Genomic DNA, 19,139 nt, shown 5'->3' on the forward strand with positions numbered 1-19,139 from the left:
AATTTTAACTTAGTGAAGTGTTTTTTTCGTGCTGGCTGGTGCTTGCTCTTGGCCAAGTTCAGCAAAACAAAGTAGCGCCGATACGCGTACATACTCAATGACTTCATGCAGAGCTTGGCTGTCTTCTTCGGTTTCATCAAACATAGTATCTAAACGCGTAATTTCACTAAAATCGCTGATCACTTCTTTGACATCAGCCGACAGGGTACCGTAATCTTTTTGTTTTAAACCAAAACCAAGCATAAATCCTGCAACCCACGATACTAAACCATTGGCTTGATCGACTAAGGTTTCATCATCGCTTGGTAAAAATAAATCAAATTGAAACTCTTCATCATTAAAGCTTGCCACTACTTGCTTATAAATAACGGCAAAAAATTCTTTTAAGTCATGACAAAATGACTGGCCATCGTTAAACACATCACTTAATAAGCCTAAGTATTCTTTGGCTTCAATGTTCAAACCACAGGCTAGTAAACCACTGATCACACCATGGGCTTCAGCTGGAGTGACAAAAATTTCGTTTTTCTCAAGTAATAATTGAGCTTGTTGGTAATCTGGTAATTCGTTCATGCTGACATCTTTCACTTGGCTAATTAAGTTAATGCTACCACTCGATAAATAGCAACTCCAATGAAAAGTATGATTGAGGTCAAAAAGCAATCCAAAAAGTAAACGGCCCGTTACCAGCGCCGAAAAACTACGCAAACAGTATAAGTTTTTTCAATTTGGGGTGTAAGGAATGGATTATGTCTTATATACTGAAGTTGTTCCCTAGGGTGTTGGAGCTTGGTTAAGTCCCTGAGCCGATAAATTTTATGTTAGGGTTTCTGTTCGTCTGCTATTGTGCAAGCTCGGCATGTACCGAGAAGCCTACGGCAAACCGCAGATCCCCGCCCTGAAACCTATGGTTTCAGGACTGACACCGAGTGCCGCATACTTGGGGAACACCTTCTTACCCTCTTTCAGATTATTCCTTTTTGTACTGTAACGCGTTTAAAATAATGCGGCGCAAATGTATTGAACAATGTCGCAAGCACTATCAAACCCGTACCAAATATTTGCATCAAGCTCATCGATGTGTCGAAAAATATTAACTGAAACAACATCGCAAAAATTAAATTGGTATAGATCAGCGGCGCAAGTTCTGAGTTTGAATCCACTAAACGATATGCTTTAGAACGAAAAAATTGTGTGGATGCCGTCGACAACCCCAAAAACACTAATAACAGCGGCATCCCGTGCTCAATATTAAGCATCAACTGCATGCTGTGTTGATACTCGTGCTGACTTGTAAACATCAACATAACAGGTAATACCAATAAACTAGCAATAGCAAAACACCAGCCATTGATCACAAGCACTGGTAAGTTAATTTTACTAGCTTGAAATAAAGCAACTTGCGAGCAGCCATTAAACACCCCTGCTGCTAAACCAATTAATAACTCCCAGCGCCAGATGGTCCCTTGCGCAGTTAAATTTTGCATCGCGACGCCAATAATCATCAACATTAAAGTCGGTATCACCAACCAACTGATTTTAGTTTTATAGAAAAACAACTCCAACAGCGGAATAAATAGCGGCCCAGTACTAAATAACACCACCGCCTCAATTAAGCTTAAGTGGCTTAACGCCAGCATAAAACAGCTTTGACAACTGGCAATAAAAATAGCCCGTAGGGTAAATGCTCGCCAAGCAGCTTGATTAGGCATAACCCAATGACTGCACACTGCCAACAACAACATCACCAAGGCAGGAATTAGCAAGCGTAGCATGACTAAAATAGCGTCACTAAAATGCACCGTTAAAAACTTTGATAACAAGCCATTCAACGCTAAAGTAAATGTGGACAACAGCATAAACATACTGGGCCGAAACATAGTCGCCATAACAACCCCTTTTCCCAATAACTAAATACGTTTTATATTGAAAATAATAAGCTTAAGATAAGTTTGGCTGCTAAAGTAGCGTGAAAGCATAGAATTAAAAAGCGAGTAATAGTGTATAAACCTGTAAGTAAAACTTAATAAAGAGACGATATGGCTCATTCGATCCCGTTAAAATCACTGCATAGTTTTGTGGCGGTAGCGCAAACTGGCAGCATGGTACTTGCCGCAGAGCAGCTACATATTAGCCACTCAGCGGTAAGCCAAGCAATTAAGTCCCTCGAGTCACAACTCAATGCACCACTATTTAACCGAGTGGGTCGCCGTGTTGAGTTAAACAACACAGGTAAACGCTATTATCAACGAGTGCATCCGGCTCTTAATGAGATTATCGCCGCCAGTGATGAAGCATCCCAAGCTCAAGCGGATAGCTACCTAACATTAAACATGGTTAATTCAATGGCGCTGCATTGGTGGATCCCGCGCGTAGCAAAGCTGCAAGCTGACGCGCCTGAGCTCGATGTACGTTTATCAAATTTGGTTGGTGAGTTTAATTTAGCGCAACAAGGGGTCGATGTTGCTTTAATTCACGGCAATGCCAAGGATTGGACTAACTACGCGTGTGAAAAGCTCGGTGATGATGAACTAATTTTAGTGTGCAGCCCACAACTGCTCGATACAACCCAAAGTCTGCAAACAATACTGAGTAAATACCCTGCGATTTTTGTCGAGAACCCGCGCCGCCATACCGATTGGCAAGTCTGGTGCAACGCCCAAAAGTTAGCCCTGCCACAGCAACATAAAAACTTAACCTTTAATATATCGGTGCAAGCAACACAAGCGGCTATGCGCCAATTAGGCATACTGGTAACTCATAAGCAATTTGTAAAGGATGATATTAAACATGGCATGCTAGTGCAAATAGGTGAGGCTATTTTGAATCCATATCAACAGTTTCACTTCGTGAGTGCAAAAGAAAAAACTGAAAACGCGAATATACTGCAGCTCAAGCAATGGCTAAAACTGCAGTTTACTGATGAGTAACAGCGGGTAGCTCAATAAAGCAACGTTACCCTTTGACTTTGAATGCACCAAACACAATGCACACCGCCCCGCCAACCATGGCCGCCCACGCTTCAAGCGGAGTTTCGCCATTTAGCGTGCGAGTAATTTGCGAACTTGCTGAGTCATAGACGTCATAACCCCAAAAAGCTAATGCAACACCAATACAGATCAGCGCAATACCAATTATTTTATTCATTTTAATTCCTATTAAAGCTAACAGAGCTAATAACTAAAAATACGCTAAGGTATTGATTAAAGCAAATGGAGTCCAGAGGTTGCTATGCGTCAATTAGCAATAGTGGTTACCCAGATACAATTTATAATGATTTCAATGAGGTATGCTGGTTCAAACAGGTGAGTCGATATTCCGCAATTAAAAAATTGGCTGTAACAAGAATGTATGGAAGAACGATAAAAAGTGGATTCGGACTAGATTAATAATCACAGGTCTAGGCGTACCTAAACCTGTAAAACTATAAGCAGAGCAAACAATTTTTATAATTAATTTGCTGCATTCACTAATGCATCAAGCTCTGCAAGTGAAGCCGCTATTTTTACACCTGGAACATTAGTACCAATTGTTGCTTCATATGAACCTTCTACATCACCTCTGAATGAAGTGAATGTAATTCGATAAACACCACGAACCAATGCATCTTGTGGATTAGTTAAACTAGACGTTTTACGCAGTAATGAATTGTATGATGAACCACCTGGATTTTTTGGTAACTCAGCACTATCATCATTTTCGCCAAGCGTCTGAATCGGACGTCCACCTTGCGCTATTTTTGTATTATCAATGATATTCATACGCTCTAACACTATGTATGTATCAAAGAACTTATCGTCGATACCGTTTTTTTCAAAATTTTGATCTACAAAATCATCATCTGAAGGCGCACTAAAAGCAGGAGAAATCATTGAGATACCGATCTCATCAATTGCAGCTGGTACCCATGCATACAAGTAATATGCATCTTTATCTTTATATTTACCTTGCGATTTCATGTTGCTATCAACATAACCAAAGTAATTCACGTATTCAGCATAAGGTAAACGGGCTTCTAAACCGGCAACACCTTCTGAGATAGAACTTTTTAAGTGTGGACCTGTCGACATACAACCTGAAAGGCATGCAACAGCTATAAACGGTAGGATTTTTCCAGCAAACTTTAACTTCATCATTGACTCCATGTCACTATTTTAGATAAGAGCGCAGATTATAGGTAATTAAATAATTGTGTCAATAAAAGGTAATAAATAAAGTTACACTTTTTAATTATTTGCTAATTTTTAACTTTAGCCCCGTACGATTTTTAATGTATTGCGACATAGAAACAGCCGCGCTCATTTTATTGTCTTTATTGAATAAAGTAGCCAATCACCTGCCACTGCTCGGCTGATTTTTTTAGCGTCACCGTTTCAATAGCACGCGGTTTATTTGCAAAATCAGTTTGAAACTCTAAAATCACATACTCACCGTCAGGTAATTGCGGGATAGCGGCTAACACTTGACGACTCACACCTTCGCGAGATTGAACTGCACCAAGCGGTGTGCGAACTTGCTCTAGCTTAGATACCCAAAGCGCCTCTGGTACATTTTCTTGAAAAAGCGCACCGGCCTGTTGCCAGCTATCTGCGTATTTACCACTATCAACGCCTTCTAACCAGTGCGTGGCCGGAGCGATTTCTGTTGATACATCTACAACTTTTGGCGTCTGTGCCCAAGTGAGTGTGCTTATAAATAAACATAAAACAACTATTATATTTTTCATTTTCAACCCTGCTATTTTTGCCAACTATTACGCTATAACTTTGCCATAAACCAGCGCATTATAAAAATCCCCCTGTTTATAAATTGCTTTTTGCAAGCATCCTTCTTGGACAAAGCCAACCTTATCAAGCACTTTAGCTGAGCGTGCGTTACTCGCAAACACCACAGCATGTAGCCGAACAATAGGCATAGTTACAACAGATTTCGATTACAATAACTGGCCTGTTCAAAATCAGCCACGTTCATGGCAATATTGCTCACTGCGGGGAACATTTCGCTTAACTTTGTGACCATTGCCTTGGAAAGCGCCGCTTTTTGCTGTGTGCTCCTACCTTGCATAATATGAGCAAAAACGTGAATGAAGTCAGTTTGTTTATTACCCACTAAATAGGTTTTAAACGGATTTACTCTGACTTTAATTTCGTGTTCAGCAAACAGACCTGATGCGTTTGCGGTGTGATGAATTTGCTCATTAATAGTATCTTCATCATGATGAGTCAAGATGCTCTGCGAGCAATCAATAATAAAATGCGGCATTAAATAACTCCTTTTAATCAGTTGGATAGACGCGATGCGCTTGATATAGCCTGTGCATTTGCGTGTGAAAATGAGGTTGTTTTATAGCACAGTACCCTATTGATAAAAAGTCTATTGCTAGCTGGGTAGTCATAAAAGCCTTCTTTCACAAATAGAGGATGTGTTATAGCCTGAATTAACACAGCAGACTTCAGAAGGTATTATATTTAATGCAGCTGATAGCGTTTCATACTCTCCCTGCGCTCTACTTTTATAGAGTCCGATCAAAACGTTATACGATTAGATAACAACGAAACACTGCCTTTATAAAATAATTAAAAAGTAACAGAATCTGCTATTATGCAATTTCGATTCAGAGAAGGCTTTTATATAGTATGGTTACAATTAAACAAGTGGCTGCCCACGCAGGGGTCTCCTTTAAAACTGTTTCTCGGGTAGTAAATCATGATTCGACCGTTAAAGACATTAACCGTGAAAAAGTATTAACAGCCATAAAAGAACTAGGCTACCGCCCAAATCGAGCCGCGAGTTTAACTCGCAGAAAAAAATCGAATATTTATGCCATCATTGCCGATGAATTACTTAGTGTTCCTTACACATTTGATATTATTCGTGGCGCACAAGAGATTGCATGGCAAAAAAATAAAGAGTTACTTATACTCAATGTTAATGAAACTCAAATTAGCATAGATAGAGCAATACAGAGCCTTTTGGAATACCGAGTTGAAGGAGTTATATACTCTGCAATGTATCATCGCCAAGTGCAAGTTTCTGACGAGCTAAAAAAAATACCCACTATTTTAGCAAACTGCTTTCCCGCTCAAAATAACTTACCTTGTGTAGTACCTGATGAAGTTCAAGCGGGAGAAGAAATCACCACGGCGTTGATACGTAAGGGCTATCGCAAAATAGCTTTTTTAAACTTAAATGAAGATATAATCGCTGCTAAGGGCCGAAAACAAGGTGTTATAAATGCATTTAAACGCCAAGGCCTATCATTAGATGACTTATATATTGAATCGGTAATTATTAGTCAACCAGATGGTAGTGAACTATCCACTTCCAGAGCGTCCGCTGCAAGGATCATTGAGCAGTTCAAGCCCGATGCGATTATTTGTGGTCAAGATCCCATGGCGATGGAAATTTATTTTGTTGTCCATGATAAAGGAATGACGATTGGTAAAGATATTGGCATAGCTAGCTTTGATGATTGGGGCAGTATTCCTGAATTATTACAGCCAAATTTAACCACAATGGCACTTCCACATCATGAAATGGGCCGCTGGGCTATGGAATATTTAATAGAGCAGCGCACTGATATTGTGCATCATCACTTACCATTTAAGCTGATCCAACGCGATTCCTTTTAGCACTATCTGTTTTTAATACAAAAAATGATATCACTATAAAAACACAAACAATCAGCCCTAAATATTGATATACCAAAGCAAAGCCCAAATGGTCATAAACAATCCCTACAGCAACCCCAAAAATTGCTGCCATCGCTTGGACTGTAAATTGAAAACCAATGATATAAACCATTGCCGAGTACTTTGCTTCAAAGTGCATATTAATGTATTTAAATAATGCGATAAGCATTAATGGTAACTCTATGGCATGGAGCAATTTTAAAATGCTTATACTAAGTGAATCATCGACAATACCTGAGCAATAAATTCGCGTAGCCATTAATACCCCACTGACAAGCAGTGAGTTTTTCACCCCCAATTTATTGACCCACTTTACAGCCAAGTACATAGCAACGGCTTCAAAAATAACTTGTATAGACGTTAAATAACCAAAATACGCGCGCCCTTGTTCTGGTGTTGCAAAAAAAGTAGTGTAGTAAATTGCAAATTGCTGATCAAAAACCCCATAAATACAACTTACACCGACGACAAACACACTTAAACGCCACAGGCCTGTAATTTTAAAAAATTCCTGAAGTTGCCGTATTGGTGAAAATCGACGTACGGGTAACATTTCCCTATCAGTAATTGTCACTTTAACAAAAAGTAACAGCCCGATTAAACAAATTGCTGCAACACTGGAAAGCCAATAATTTAAACTCGGTGCCAAGTTAAACGATAAACCGGTAAAATAACTTGCCGTCGCCCAGCCAAGTGATCCCCACATTCTAGCCTTGCCAAATTCAAAATGAGTGGCTCGGCTTTGCTTATCAATATAACTTTCAAGTGCCCCCACCCCCGCTAAAAATGCACATGAAAAAACCACCCCACCTACTATTACGGCCAAATAAAAATTGCTGTGTAGCAATGGTTCATAAACATAGTTAACAAACGGTCCGATCATTAACATAAAAAATGCAATAAAATACAGGAGTGCTTTTTTTAAACCAAGTTTATCTTGAAAGATGCCATAGAAAGGCATGATGAATAAAGCCATGAGAGAGTTAGCGCTAAAAACAATGCCTACTTCTTCACCATTCAGACCAACCTTTTGGCTAAGCCAGACTGGAAACAATGAAAACGAAAAAGACCATGCCATAAAATAGACAAAGAAAATAGCGCTTAATAGCCGATAATTGCTACTCATATATCGCACAGCCTTAGACGGAAAAATAACGACTCTATCTGTCATAGAGCCGTTTTAAACGGTTATTTTTCTACAGCAATATTGTTTAACTGAACATCGCTAAGCGATAGCTGCTGCTCAGCACTTACCTTTATTTTATGGTAAGGGGAGGTTGGGAAAACAATCGATGTCATTGTGCTAACACCTTGATTAACAAAAACTTCAATTGATGCTTTATCAACCCATACTTCAACATCATACTGTTTGAGCTCTGTTTGTAATGGAGCTGTTTGAATGCCAGCAAAACCCGGTTCAAAATCACTCAACCCAGCTTGAGTTCGGTCAAGAGTTAATTGCCCTGCAATTGGATCTAGTGTTAACTTGGTCTGCTCACCTGAGTCGGCGCTAAGTAAGATGTCCACAGCTTGCTCGCCATGGGGAAAGCTAAAACTAAATTTAAATTGCCCAGCCGCGACATTAAAAAGCTCATCAAGTTGATAACTGCTTTTACCACTTAACTTTATCTTACTTTGCGACTCAGTCAATAATGTCTGCAGCTCTTTTACCGGTTCAGAAGCTAAACGGATCCCCGCAGCTGTTTTCACTAACTTTAGCTCTCTTGGGATTGTCATCGCGCTGCGCCAAGTCTCTGTAGGTACTACGTTAGCGTACTGCCAATTACTCATCCAGCCCATAAATAAATGACGCTCATCTTGCGTGTCTGAAAATGTCACACCAGCATAGTTATCTGTACCATAATCTAACCAGATTGATGATTCAACCTTTGCTTTTGCCGCTTCATCTGAGAACATAATATCCGCAACTTTAACGTGCCCCCAGTCGCCTTGCTCAGTATCAATAATTTTAATTTGCCCTTGCTGAGCTTTAAAATGGCTTACATCCCACGCTTTCTCAGTCATATTGCCTGAATTATTGCCCTTTGCAGTTTTGACCACCTCACCATTAATTAATAACTGCATCACGGTGCTGTTTTCATGTTTGCCACCCGCTATTTTGAAATTAATATAATCATGCTCAATAGAGAACGGCTGCGATAAAACAGATCCTGTCGCCTTATCTGACTGATTAAAAGAGCTTAATGTAACAACAGATTGTTGATCTTCTTCAACATGAAATGCGTTACCAGTCACCTGCCATTTACTTAAACCATTTTTAAAATCTAATAAGTTAACTCCCTTTGGAAATACAGCTGGAGTAGAGGCGAGTTGTTGCTGATATTCTTCATCAAGCACAAAGTGTTTTCCATCAAAGTCACCAATAAAATACTGGGTACCTGAGCCACCATTTGGCGCACCTGGGTTAATACTGACTAATAATACATACTTATATTGATCGGTGCCTTGCACGCGCACACGAATTAAATCAGGGCACTCCCATACACCAGCATGACTGCCCCACTCAACTCCAAAATTGCTTTCAAATTGCCATTCTTTTAGGTTTTTAGAGGTATAAAAGCCAATATGATCATCTTGAGCAAGTACCATAACCCACTGCTGGGTAGATTCATGCCAGTTCACTTTCGGATCACGAAAATCACGAATGCCAGGGTTTTTTAATACGGGATTATTTTCGTATTTCTTCCACGTTCTGCCTTTATCTGTACTGTATGCTACGCCTTGAGTTTGAAAGTCAATTGCCCCCTGTGCGGCCTTTTTATCATCGTGATAAGTATAAATAGCAACAAGTGGCGGATTTTCTTTACTGCCAAAGCCACTACTATTTTGCCAATCAACCACTGCACTGCCGGAGAATATCGTACCGTGCTCATCGGGGTAAAGTTTGATACCTTGATGCTCCCAATGAACCATGTCCTTACTAATTGCATGTCCCCAATGCATCGGGCCCCAAACCGAGGAGTCTGGGTTATGTTGATAGAAAAGATGGTACTCGCCTTGGTAATACACCATACCATTTGGATCATTCATCCAGTTTTCTGGTGGTGTAAAATGAAAAGTTGGACGAAACATTTCTTTACTTGATTGTTCCACTACCACTAGGGCGCTCGTTTCAGTTTGATTTGTCATGCCACACGCTGCCAAAAATGATGAAATTAAAATTAAGTTAACTGTTCGCATCTAATACTCCATGCTTCTTTTTTGTATTAAGAGAAATGTCTTCTAAAGAACGCCCTTTTGTTTCAGGCATAAACCAAGCTACAAAGGCTAATTGCCCTAACATCATTAAAGTGAAAAAACTGAATACTTCTGATGCGCTAAATCGCTCTAAGAAAAACGGCATTAATAAGGTAATCGCAGCGGCAAAGAACCAGTGCGTACCCGAACCCAGTGACTGACCTTTTGAGCGCACTTTGTTAGGAAATATCTCAGCGATGAATACCCAGATCACTGTTCCTTGACCAATTGCATGGGCGGCAATAAACACAAACACAAATGCCACAATAGTTAAACCACCTGAGCCGCTGCTAAACGCCCATGCGACGACCGCCAGCGAAATCACATAACCAATTGAGCCGATATACATCAACGAACGACGGCCAAATTTATCGATTAAAGATAAACCTAGCATGGTAAAGCATAAGTTAACCATGCCGATCCCAGCCCCTGATAATAAGGATTGGTTTACGTCTAAGCCGGCAAGTTCAAATACCCGCGGCGCATAATAAATAATAAAGTTAATACCTGATAATTGATTAAATGCTGCAAATAAAAATGCAAACCAAGCAGCCTTGCTATAGGCACCACCAAATAACCTTGATTCACTGTGCTGTTGTTTAGCAGTGATAATTTCAGTCAACACGTTATCCGGGTTAACTTCTCCTAACTCGACTAATATTGAGCGTGCTTTGCTTTGTTCATTTCTATTTTGCACCAACCAACGTGGGCTTTCTGGTGCTTTGATGATCATTAATAAATAAATTAAAGCCGGTATCGCTTCTACACCAAGCATTAAACGCCAATCAATTGCCGAAGTACCGGCGATTAAAAAGTTAGAAACAAACGCAACTAAAATGCCAAATACAATCTGAAACTGATAAAGCGCAACCAAACGGCCACGATATTTAGCGGGTGCTATTTCTGAAATATAAGCAGGTACTACAATTGATGAAATACCCACACCAACGCCGCCAATAAACCGCAGTAATGCAAACGTATATGGGTCGGGAGCAAGTGCAGAACCAAGTGCAGAAATAAAAAACAGTACACCAACTAAGATTAAGGTTGGCTTTCTCCCCCACTTATCACAAGGATAGTTACCAGCTAAAGCTCCAAATAATGTCCCCCACAGTGCCGACGACATAATAAATAAACCATGGAATAACGAGCTTGTATTCCAAAGTGCTTGAATTGGTTTGTCTGCGCCTGATATAACCGCAGTATCAAAGCCAAATAAAAAGCCTGCCACAGCCACTGTGATTGACCAATAAATAATTTTTTTCATAACAACTCTTTTGACTTAATGTCAGAAAAGGTGGGCACGGGCCCACCGCCCACTATTGATTAATACTTTGAGTTTTGCGTGTAGGATCCGCTACTCAAAATCATTTGTTGATTAGGTATTGGTAAATATTCATGCTTCCCTTTGGTAAAAATAGCATCAACTAAGTAAGGCTTGCGCACGGCTTCAATCGACAAGTAACTATCAATGGTCTCTTTTGCTATTCCCCAACGAACTAAGTCAAAAAAGCGATGTCCTTCAAGTCCTAATTCAAGACGACGCTCAAAACGCAGTGCTGCTCTGGCTTGCTGTTTAGTGTCAAAACTTGTGTATAAACCAATGTTATAAATACTGGCGTTCTGCAATTTAGCGGTACTTTGTTTAGCGCGCTCACGAATGCGGTTAATTATGACTAATGCTTCGTCATATCTATCTAGCTCAATTAAAGCCTCTGCTTTCCAAAGCAATACGTCGGAATAGCGGATCAACGGTGTATTTAATGAAAAGATAGGAAATGGCCCATTTTCACCGCGACAACTACAATCTGGATGCTCTAAATCTTTCATCGCTGTAAAGTTGCCATAAATGCCTGGCGCACGAGCCCAACTATCGCCACCGTGGATCAGCTTTTCGTCATATTTAAACGGTTTGCCTTCCATTGCGACGGTATGGTCCAAACGAGGGTCAACAGCATCGATGGTCATGTCGTAATTCAGATCATTAAAGGTGTCAAATTGCGGCAAGCCTTGTTGATCTGTTTTAAAAGCATTGACGAAGTTTTCAGTGGGTACATGAAAACCGCAGCAACCAAAGCCCCCCGCCATAGGCGCGTTTAGCGCACTTGGCCAGCTGCCACGACCATCTGGGGAACCATCATTCAATGAACGTTGAATAGCAAAAACAGATTCTTTCCCATTTTCACTCTCAAACAAAAAATTATCAGCATAGTCATCAAATAAACCATACACACCCGCTTGCTCAATCTCATCGACTAAAGTAACCACTCGCGTTAATTTATCTTTATTGATGTTGACTACCTGATGCTGTTCATCTTGTTCATACGCCTGATATAACAGCGTTTTAGCTAAATAAGCTTTTGCTGACAGCGCTGAAGCACGACCAACATCTGCTTGTCTATCGGGTAAGTTATTTGCTGCAAATTCAAAATCATCAGCAATTTTGTCCCAAAGTGCTTGATCTGTCAGATCACGGTTGGTTGTTGTTAAAATTTGCTCTTGGCTCATGGTTTCATCAATCCAGGGGATATACTTGTGATGAATTTTTAAGTCAAAGTAAAAAATACTGCGAATAAATCGCAACTCAGCTTGTTTAGCAGCACGGTCTTCAATCTCTGGCGAGGCATTTTCTATCACCGCTAAAGCTGCGTTAGCCCGCGAAATACCAGTATAATTTCGAGTCCATTTTTTGTTATTTAAGTCAATCAAATCAGGCGGGAAAGACTCCATATCGGGCACTAAAGGCTGATATAAAGACAAAGCATGATAAGCAAATATGTCACCGGGTCCATTGCCTCCTTTGTGGGCATCACCTGCGCGTAAGTTCCCTGTTGGCCAAAGAAAGTTAGGGGCAGTGTAATGGTCGTTTCCTAAATATGAGTAAGTTGCAATGATTAAAGCATCTACATTTTCACTGTTAGAGACTTGCTCTTGCGTTAATACACCTGAAGGTGCAACATCAAGATCAGAACCGCCGCACGATGCTAAAGATAGAGTGAGCGTTGTCACTGCAAATAGGGTTTTAATTTTATTCATAATTTGTGCTCGTATCGTTGTCATTTTAAATCAAAAAGAAAGGTTCACGCCTAACGTGATACGTCTTGGAATTGGGAAAGTGCCATCTGGTGTTTCTGGATCTTGGCTTAATGTTCCAGAAGGTGTAATGGTTAGTAAGTTACTGCCCTGCAAATAAATGCGCGCTGAGCTTATACCAAATTGACTCAACCATTGCTCATCAGGGCTATACCCGATAGATAAGTTACGCAACTTAAGGTAAGTGCCATCTTCCCAAAATAAGCTTGATTGACGACCTTCACCATTATTATCAATTGTTGTTAAGGCTGGTACATTCGTGTCAGTGTTATTGATTGACCACGCATCAAGAACCCGACCCCCATAGTTTGAACCTATATTGAGTGAGGTAAAATCAGTGAATCCACGCCAACCGTTGCGAATTTGACCGCCTTCGACACCTTGCCAGAACATGGTAAAATCCCAATTTTTATACTTGAAGTTCATGTTCAAACCATACATAAAGTCTGGATCGGTATCTGCGAAAAAGGTTTGATCATTTTCATCAATGACGCCATTGCCATCTAAATCTTGCCAACGAACTCGGCCTAAACCAGCTCCCGATTGAGCAGCATGAGCATCAATTTCACCTTGGTTTTGAAATAACCCATCAGCAACATAGCCATAAACTGAGTTGATTGAATGACCAACAATCGTTTTATCTGCTCCATTACCGCCAAACGAGTTCACAACATCTTCAGGAAGTGAAACAACCTTATTTTTAGCAGAAGAAACGTTAAAACTAATATCAACATCAATATCACCATCTAAGCTGTCAAACGAAAGGTAGTCAGCATAACCAATGATGAATTCAACCCCTGAATTTTCAATTGTGCCGCCATTTACCCACTGTTGTGCGCCCTCGCCTAAAGTAGCAATAGGGTTAGTAAGCGTTAAGATATCTTCTGTGGTTTTTTCAAACCAATCGATACTGCCGTAAATGGTGTCGTAACGCATCCCAAAATCAATACCGATATTTGTTTGCGTCGAAGTTTCCCATTTCAGGTTGTCATTACCGGTTTGAGCTTTCACAAAACCAGAAGGCAGCGTGCCGCCATTAGCACCACCGATGTCATACGCAGTGCCTTCATCTTGTGAATCAGTAAATAGTGATTGAGTCGCATAACGGCTCAAATAAGTTGTGTAGGTTGCATCAGTTGGAATTTCTTGATTACCCGTTTTACCCCAACTAGCACGTAATTTTAAGGTGGTTAAGAACTCGATATCATAAAATGACTCGTTACTGATCACCCAACCCGCTGATGCAGCAGGGAAGTTACCGTAACTGTTATTGCTACCAAAACGTGATGAACCGTCGCGGCGAATGGTAAACCCAGCTAAATAGCGGTCATCATAGTTATAGTCCATTCGAGCAAAGTAAGAATTAAGAGACCACTTATCGCCATCCCCTTCAACACGTACATCACCTGTCGCTTGCGATAAATGTGCATAATCGCGATCATCCGAGGCAAAGCCAGAACCAAAGCCAACCGAACCTTCATACTCGTAATCAATTTGCTCGGTGCCTGCTAAAAATGTAAAACGGTGATTATCACCTACATCTAAGTTATATTGCGCAGTGTTAGTCCAGCTAAAGCTGCTATTCCAGTTTTCAGTAACCGAGAGTTGATCACCATAATTTAGGGAGCCAGCCTGAAATGCCCGTGTGTAGTTTCTAAAGTAATACTGGCCATAATCAAGAGCAACGGTGCTTTTTAGAGTAAGGTCTTCAATTACTTCATATTCGACAAAAATATTACCCATCAGCTTATTAAAGCGACTGACATTATCGCGGTTCATTGCAATTATTCTGACTGGGTTATCACGGTCAGTTACACCCGGCACAGGGCCACCCCAACCGCCTTCATCATTATGTACAGGGACAATAGATTGTTGCTCTATTGCTAATCCCAAAATTTCTCCAGCTCTTGCATTAACTAAATTCGACTCTTGATTGGTAATAGTGAAGTTCTCACCAATTTTGAGCTTATCCGTTAATTGATAATCAGAATTAACCCTAAAACTAATCCGTTCAAAGGCTGAACCATCTACCACACCTTCAGAATCGTAATACCCCAAAGAGCTGTAAATAGATGCCCTATCCGAGCCACCTGATAGAGAAAAATTCAGATCAGTTACTTTAGCTGAGCGAGTTACTTCATCAAACCAATTAGTATCAGCAGGACGCTGTACTTGTTGGGGATCAGTATAAGTAGGTAAGATCACTGAGTTTAATTGAGGATTACTATAGTCACCATTCCAATCATAACTATATAGCGGGCTTGCTGCATTTGGATCAGAGCCATCATTAACCGCAGCTTGCCATACAACTTGTCCACGCTGTTTGGTATTTAATGGATTTAAATCATAGCTGTAGTCATCTTGAGATTGGTTTATAGAAAAATTAAAATCCAGCCCCTCATTGCCTTTTTTAGTTGTGATAACAATCACACCATTGCCTGAACGCGCACCAAAAATACTTGCCGCTGCGGCGTCTCGCAATACCTGAATATCTGCAATATCATGACTATTAAGTTCATGCATGCCTGATTTAGTCGGAATGCCATCAATCACATATAACGGATCATTATTACCTAAAGGTCCTAACCCTTGACCACGAATACGCACCGTTGCTGCAGAATCAGGTGAACCATTGGTTGTAATTTGTAAGCCAGGTACTCTTCCTTGTAGATTCTGCATTATATTGCCAGAAGGCATATCAACAACATCCTCTAACGCAACAGTGCTAATTGCACCTGTTAAGTCATCTTTTTTAACACTGCCGTAGCCATAAGAAACTTCGATGACCTCAATACCATCATCAGACGAGTTTTGTATTTGCTGTTGCTGAGCTGCTATAGCGCTATATGGCAAAAGCAAACCGACTAATACTGCACTTACACTTGCAGCTAGTGGGGTTTTGCGAAATCTTAGCATTGTGTGTGTCCTCATTTGGTTTAATTTATTAATGTTTATTGTTATTCTCCGCACATTAACAACGTTGTCTTTATGTTGGTAATGACTTGTTTTAACGCTGTTGAAACTGCGCTAGAACACAAATAGCCATTAACATAAAAATAAACAACGTTGTCTTTTTAACATTAAAAAAACATAACTTCAACATGAATAACAAACTTTATTCTATTAAGTGTACTTTTATTTTGATATTTGTTGATAACTTAGGGCGTGTTGACCTTTCATGATTAATTTTGCAGCAGCATGTTTGGTATTTAGACAAGGCAGAGCCTATGTAGTGTGGTTGTTCCCCATAAATAGGCGATAACGCAGTATAAATTCCAAACATGCGCTGCCCTTCGGGTTCTTCCTAGGGGCGATTAACTCTTTGTTGCTCGATTTTTACTTAGCCCACTAGGTTACAAACCTCGCGCCGCGATTAAATCGCCCCTAGATTGAACAAATTTCAATCCACAAAGGTCAACACGCCCTAGCATGGTTCTATAAACTCATTAATCTGCTGATCAGTTAAAGCTGGCGTTGCTCCCTGCCTTTGAGCAACCATAGCACCAACAGCACATGCAAAGTCTATAGCTTGCTGTGGCGAGTTATTAATACAAAGTTGATAAACAAGCGCCCCTAAAAATGAATCACCAGCCCCAACGGTATCAACTACCTCAATGAGATAACCTGAGTTATAGTAATTCTTACCCTTAATTGACAATAAAGCACCATGGCTGCCTTTCGTCACACATAAATAATCGGTGTTTGTTTGCTTAGCTATAAATGCTAGGTTTTGTTCTAAAGAGTGATATTTACTCCCCATTGACTTAGCTATTTCATAAAGCTCATCATCATTTAACTTGATAAAATCAGCTCTATTCATTAATTCAATTAAATGTTCAAGCTGGTAATGGGGGGCGCGTAAATTAACATCAAAAACCTTAAACTTTGCATGGTCCAACAGCTGCCTCAAGGTCATCAATGAAGCCGCTGTGCGCGCAATTAAACTGCCAAAAACAAAAACGTCAGTATCCTTAACTTTTTCAATAATCTCCGCTGTTAAGCTGATATTATCCCAGGCTGTATCGGTGACAATTTGATAATTAGCAGAGCCACTACTATCAAGTTTCACCTCCACAACACTTGTCGGTTTAGATTCATGAACGCAAATAAGCTCATTGCTCAGGCCTTTTTTGTTAATTTCATCTAGTAGTGCATCTCCTAACTCATCATTTCCTACAGCACTTATCATATGCGCTTGTAGACCGAGAGAATTAAAGCGAAAGCACATATTTAATGGTGCACCACCCAACCGTTTACCTGAATCAAAACAATCCCAAAGTACCTCACCAAAACACGTTAAATTGATCTCCTCAGCCTTTTTGCTGCTAATTACTATACTCATGGAATCGTTTCCTTATATTATTTGGAAAATTAAGTATTTCAACTTAAATCAGCAACACCATCTTCTCGTCTTAGCTTAGTTAAATGACTACGGATCGTAAAATACACCTAACGACATAACTGAAAATATTTATGTAAAATACATGTTGCAAAAAATAAAGGTAACACCTACCTCACAAAAAGACAACGTTGTTTATTTTTGATGACTATTGCTTTTTACACTAATTACCAAGCATTTTTATTTACCGACTTGGCTATTTTATGTAGCAAAAGTATTTAAATCACACACAAACGCAGCAATAAAATACTGGGAGGAACGAACATGACAACTAAGCAAGGCTTAGCATTTTGCTGGCAAAAAACGGCTAAACCTTAGTAGATCGCCACAGCGATAGGTTAGGTTTACACAAAAATTATTTGGTATACCCGAGTAACCGATATCTTTCAACCTTAAAAAGTTTTAGAAAGAAGTATTAACGAGAATAACTGCTATGCAGATACTCGCTTTTTATTCGCCAAGTTAACAACCTGCTATTACATCTTACTTTTCACTTTACTAGTAGCCACACTGGTTGCTGGGTTATCAGGCCAGAAGTGTTTTGGATAGCGACCTTTCATTTCTTTTTGTACATCACGATAGCTGGTTTGCCAAAAATGAGTGAGATCTTGCGTAAGCTGCAAAGGCCGCCTTGCCGGTGAAAGCAACTCCATTAATAAAGCAAGCTTGCCTTGTGCTAATAAGGGCGTGCTGGTCATGCCATACACTTCTTGCATACGCACACTGAGTTTTGCAGGGCCATCGAGCTGATACTCAATTTTAATATTTGAGCCGCTTGGCACCGTCAAACGCAGGGGCAGTAATTGGTTTAATGCGCTTTGTTGTTGCCAATTAAAACAGCTTTGCAAGGCAGTAAGATAGTTAAACCTTTTTAGTTGCTCTAGGGTTTTTAGGTCTGCGAGGTAAAGTGCTAACCATTGGTTATTGGCCACAAGGGCGGCTTCAGTTATTGCTGGAAACTGCTCCGGAAAAAGCTTACTAGCTATACACATTCTAATAAGTAACTGCTCACTTTCGGCTTGTTCATTAAATAACTTAAAAGCATGCTTTTTAAATAAACTTAACCATGCTTTAGCGCGCTCGCTTTTATCAAGGGGTTGTTTACTTGGTTGACTCGTTACCGTGATTGCACCCAGCTTAATTTCATCTTGATGGATAAAACGCCCTGCTTTTTCGTCAAATTCGCAGCGCGTTTGCTCAGTAAATAAATGGCTTAACTGCTCGGTAATATCGTTAGGGGTAAAAGCCACCGCCGCAAAAATGCGGCCACCTTTATGACCGCCCATGTTAGCAATCGCTAAATAGTCATCGTTATGCCAATACTCTTCGCTTAGCTCAGCACCTGCACCATTGGCAAGTAAGTAACCATTACCACGTTTTTTAGCCAGCCTGTCTGGATAAGCTAGCGCCACCAGCAAAGGTAAATAGCCCGTATTTAACTCGCTGACTTCGCTTAACTTTAAACGTGTTAACCAAAAGCGTAATTGCTGTTTAAACAGCGCATGGGGCTTTATGAGCTGACTATGTAACGCTAAATTAAGATCTACCGCATGTTTCACGCGACTTTCAAGTAATGCCACTAAATAGGCGCTCAGGATATAAATCCCCGGTAATGTGGCATCGAGCTGCTGTGCTTTTATAAGCATGTGCGCCAGCCGAATATCAGCGCCAAAGCTAAGCAGTTCAGTGCCTAGCTG

At 40.3% G+C, this 19,139-nt stretch carries 16 protein-coding genes and 1 other RNA gene; 3 read left to right on the forward strand and 14 right to left on the reverse strand.

Translation table 11 applies throughout. The features are described from left to right. Positions 1-9: 9 nt before the first annotated feature. The gene (locus ENH88_RS03810) at positions 10-573 is read right to left on the reverse strand and encodes a UPF0149 family protein (protein ID WP_304179685.1); all 564 of its coding nucleotides are present in this window, start codon (positions 571-573) and stop codon (positions 10-12) included. Positions 574-768: 195 nt separating this feature from the next. Between ENH88_RS03810 and ssrS the strand changes: the two genes are divergently transcribed. Continuing rightward, positions 769-951: non-coding RNA, 6S RNA (ssrS, locus tag ENH88_RS03815), on the forward strand. 14 nt (positions 952-965) lie between these two features. Here ssrS and ENH88_RS03820 read toward each other — a convergent pair. Further along, complete coding sequence (locus ENH88_RS03820; protein ID WP_304179688.1) at positions 966-1,889, reverse strand: DMT family transporter; 924 nt, start codon at positions 1,887-1,889, stop codon at positions 966-968. 150 nt (positions 1,890-2,039) lie between these two features. Between ENH88_RS03820 and ENH88_RS03825 the strand changes: the two genes are divergently transcribed. After that, positions 2,040-2,930, forward strand: coding sequence for a LysR substrate-binding domain-containing protein (locus tag ENH88_RS03825; protein WP_304179692.1), 891 nt, complete (start codon positions 2,040-2,042; stop codon positions 2,928-2,930). 25 nt (positions 2,931-2,955) lie between these two features. On the opposite strand, the gene ENH88_RS03830 is transcribed toward ENH88_RS03825, so the two are convergent. The 5 genes from ENH88_RS03830 to ENH88_RS03850 all read right to left on the reverse strand — a co-directional run bounded on the left by ENH88_RS03830 (position 2,956) and on the right by ENH88_RS03850 (position 5,262). Beyond that, positions 2,956-3,147 (reverse strand): DUF3185 family protein, encoded by a 192-nt coding sequence (locus ENH88_RS03830; protein ID WP_064665684.1) that lies wholly within the window; start codon positions 3,145-3,147, stop codon positions 2,956-2,958. A 305-nt stretch (positions 3,148-3,452) separates the two neighbouring features. Next, on the reverse strand, positions 3,453-4,136 hold the full coding sequence (locus ENH88_RS03835) for a LipL32 family surface lipoprotein (RefSeq protein WP_304179696.1): 684 nt from the start codon (positions 4,134-4,136) through the stop codon (positions 3,453-3,455). A gap of 176 nt (positions 4,137-4,312) precedes the next feature. Continuing rightward, entirely contained in the window at positions 4,313-4,726 is a 414-nt protein-coding gene (locus ENH88_RS03840) for a DUF4019 domain-containing protein (RefSeq protein WP_304179698.1), read from the reverse strand. A 27-nt stretch (positions 4,727-4,753) separates the two neighbouring features. Next, positions 4,754-4,915, reverse strand: coding sequence for a GNAT family N-acetyltransferase (locus ENH88_RS03845; protein WP_304179701.1), 162 nt, complete (start codon positions 4,913-4,915; stop codon positions 4,754-4,756). A 2-nt stretch (positions 4,916-4,917) separates the two neighbouring features. Further along, positions 4,918-5,262, reverse strand: coding sequence for a 5-carboxymethyl-2-hydroxymuconate Delta-isomerase (locus tag ENH88_RS03850; RefSeq protein WP_304179704.1), 345 nt, complete (start codon positions 5,260-5,262; stop codon positions 4,918-4,920). Between the two features lie 374 nt (positions 5,263-5,636). Between ENH88_RS03850 and ENH88_RS03855 the strand changes: the two genes are divergently transcribed. After that, a complete protein-coding gene (locus ENH88_RS03855) occupies positions 5,637-6,632 on the forward strand; it encodes a LacI family DNA-binding transcriptional regulator (RefSeq protein ID WP_304179707.1) in 996 nt (331 codons plus the stop codon). On the opposite strand, the gene ENH88_RS03860 is transcribed toward ENH88_RS03855, so the two are convergent. The 7 genes from ENH88_RS03860 to ENH88_RS03890 all read right to left on the reverse strand — a co-directional run. Then, a complete protein-coding gene (locus ENH88_RS03860; RefSeq protein ID WP_304179710.1) occupies positions 6,604-7,818 on the reverse strand; it encodes an oligosaccharide MFS transporter in 1,215 nt (404 codons plus the stop codon). The genes ENH88_RS03855 and ENH88_RS03860 overlap by 29 nt on opposite strands. A 62-nt stretch (positions 7,819-7,880) precedes the next feature. Then, the gene (locus ENH88_RS03865) at positions 7,881-9,893 is read right to left on the reverse strand and encodes a glycoside hydrolase family 32 protein (RefSeq protein WP_304179712.1); all 2,013 of its coding nucleotides are present in this window, start codon (positions 9,891-9,893) and stop codon (positions 7,881-7,883) included. Beyond that, positions 9,880-11,217 (reverse strand): sugar porter family MFS transporter, encoded by a 1,338-nt coding sequence (locus ENH88_RS03870; protein WP_304179715.1) that lies wholly within the window; start codon positions 11,215-11,217, stop codon positions 9,880-9,882. The genes ENH88_RS03865 and ENH88_RS03870 overlap by 14 nt, the downstream gene beginning before the upstream one ends. 59 nt (positions 11,218-11,276) lie before the next feature. Further along, positions 11,277-12,986: a RagB/SusD family nutrient uptake outer membrane protein gene (locus ENH88_RS03875; RefSeq protein ID WP_304179718.1), complete on the reverse strand. Its 1,710-nt coding sequence runs from the start codon at positions 12,984-12,986 to the stop codon at positions 11,277-11,279. A gap of 30 nt (positions 12,987-13,016) precedes the next feature. Further along, the gene (locus tag ENH88_RS03880) at positions 13,017-15,959 is read right to left on the reverse strand and encodes a SusC/RagA family TonB-linked outer membrane protein (protein ID WP_304179720.1); all 2,943 of its coding nucleotides are present in this window, start codon (positions 15,957-15,959) and stop codon (positions 13,017-13,019) included. Positions 15,960-16,467: 508 nt separating this feature from the next. Next, a complete protein-coding gene (locus tag ENH88_RS03885) occupies positions 16,468-17,385 on the reverse strand; it encodes a carbohydrate kinase family protein (RefSeq protein WP_304179722.1) in 918 nt (305 codons plus the stop codon). 533 nt (positions 17,386-17,918) lie between these two features. After that, a partial coding sequence (locus tag ENH88_RS03890) for an ATP-dependent helicase C-terminal domain-containing protein (protein ID WP_304179725.1) occupies positions 17,919-19,139 on the reverse strand: 1,221 nt, incomplete at its 5' end.

The organism is Pseudoalteromonas prydzensis, assembly GCF_011050055.1.
GTDB lineage: Bacteria > Pseudomonadota > Gammaproteobacteria > Enterobacterales > Alteromonadaceae > Pseudoalteromonas > Pseudoalteromonas prydzensis_A.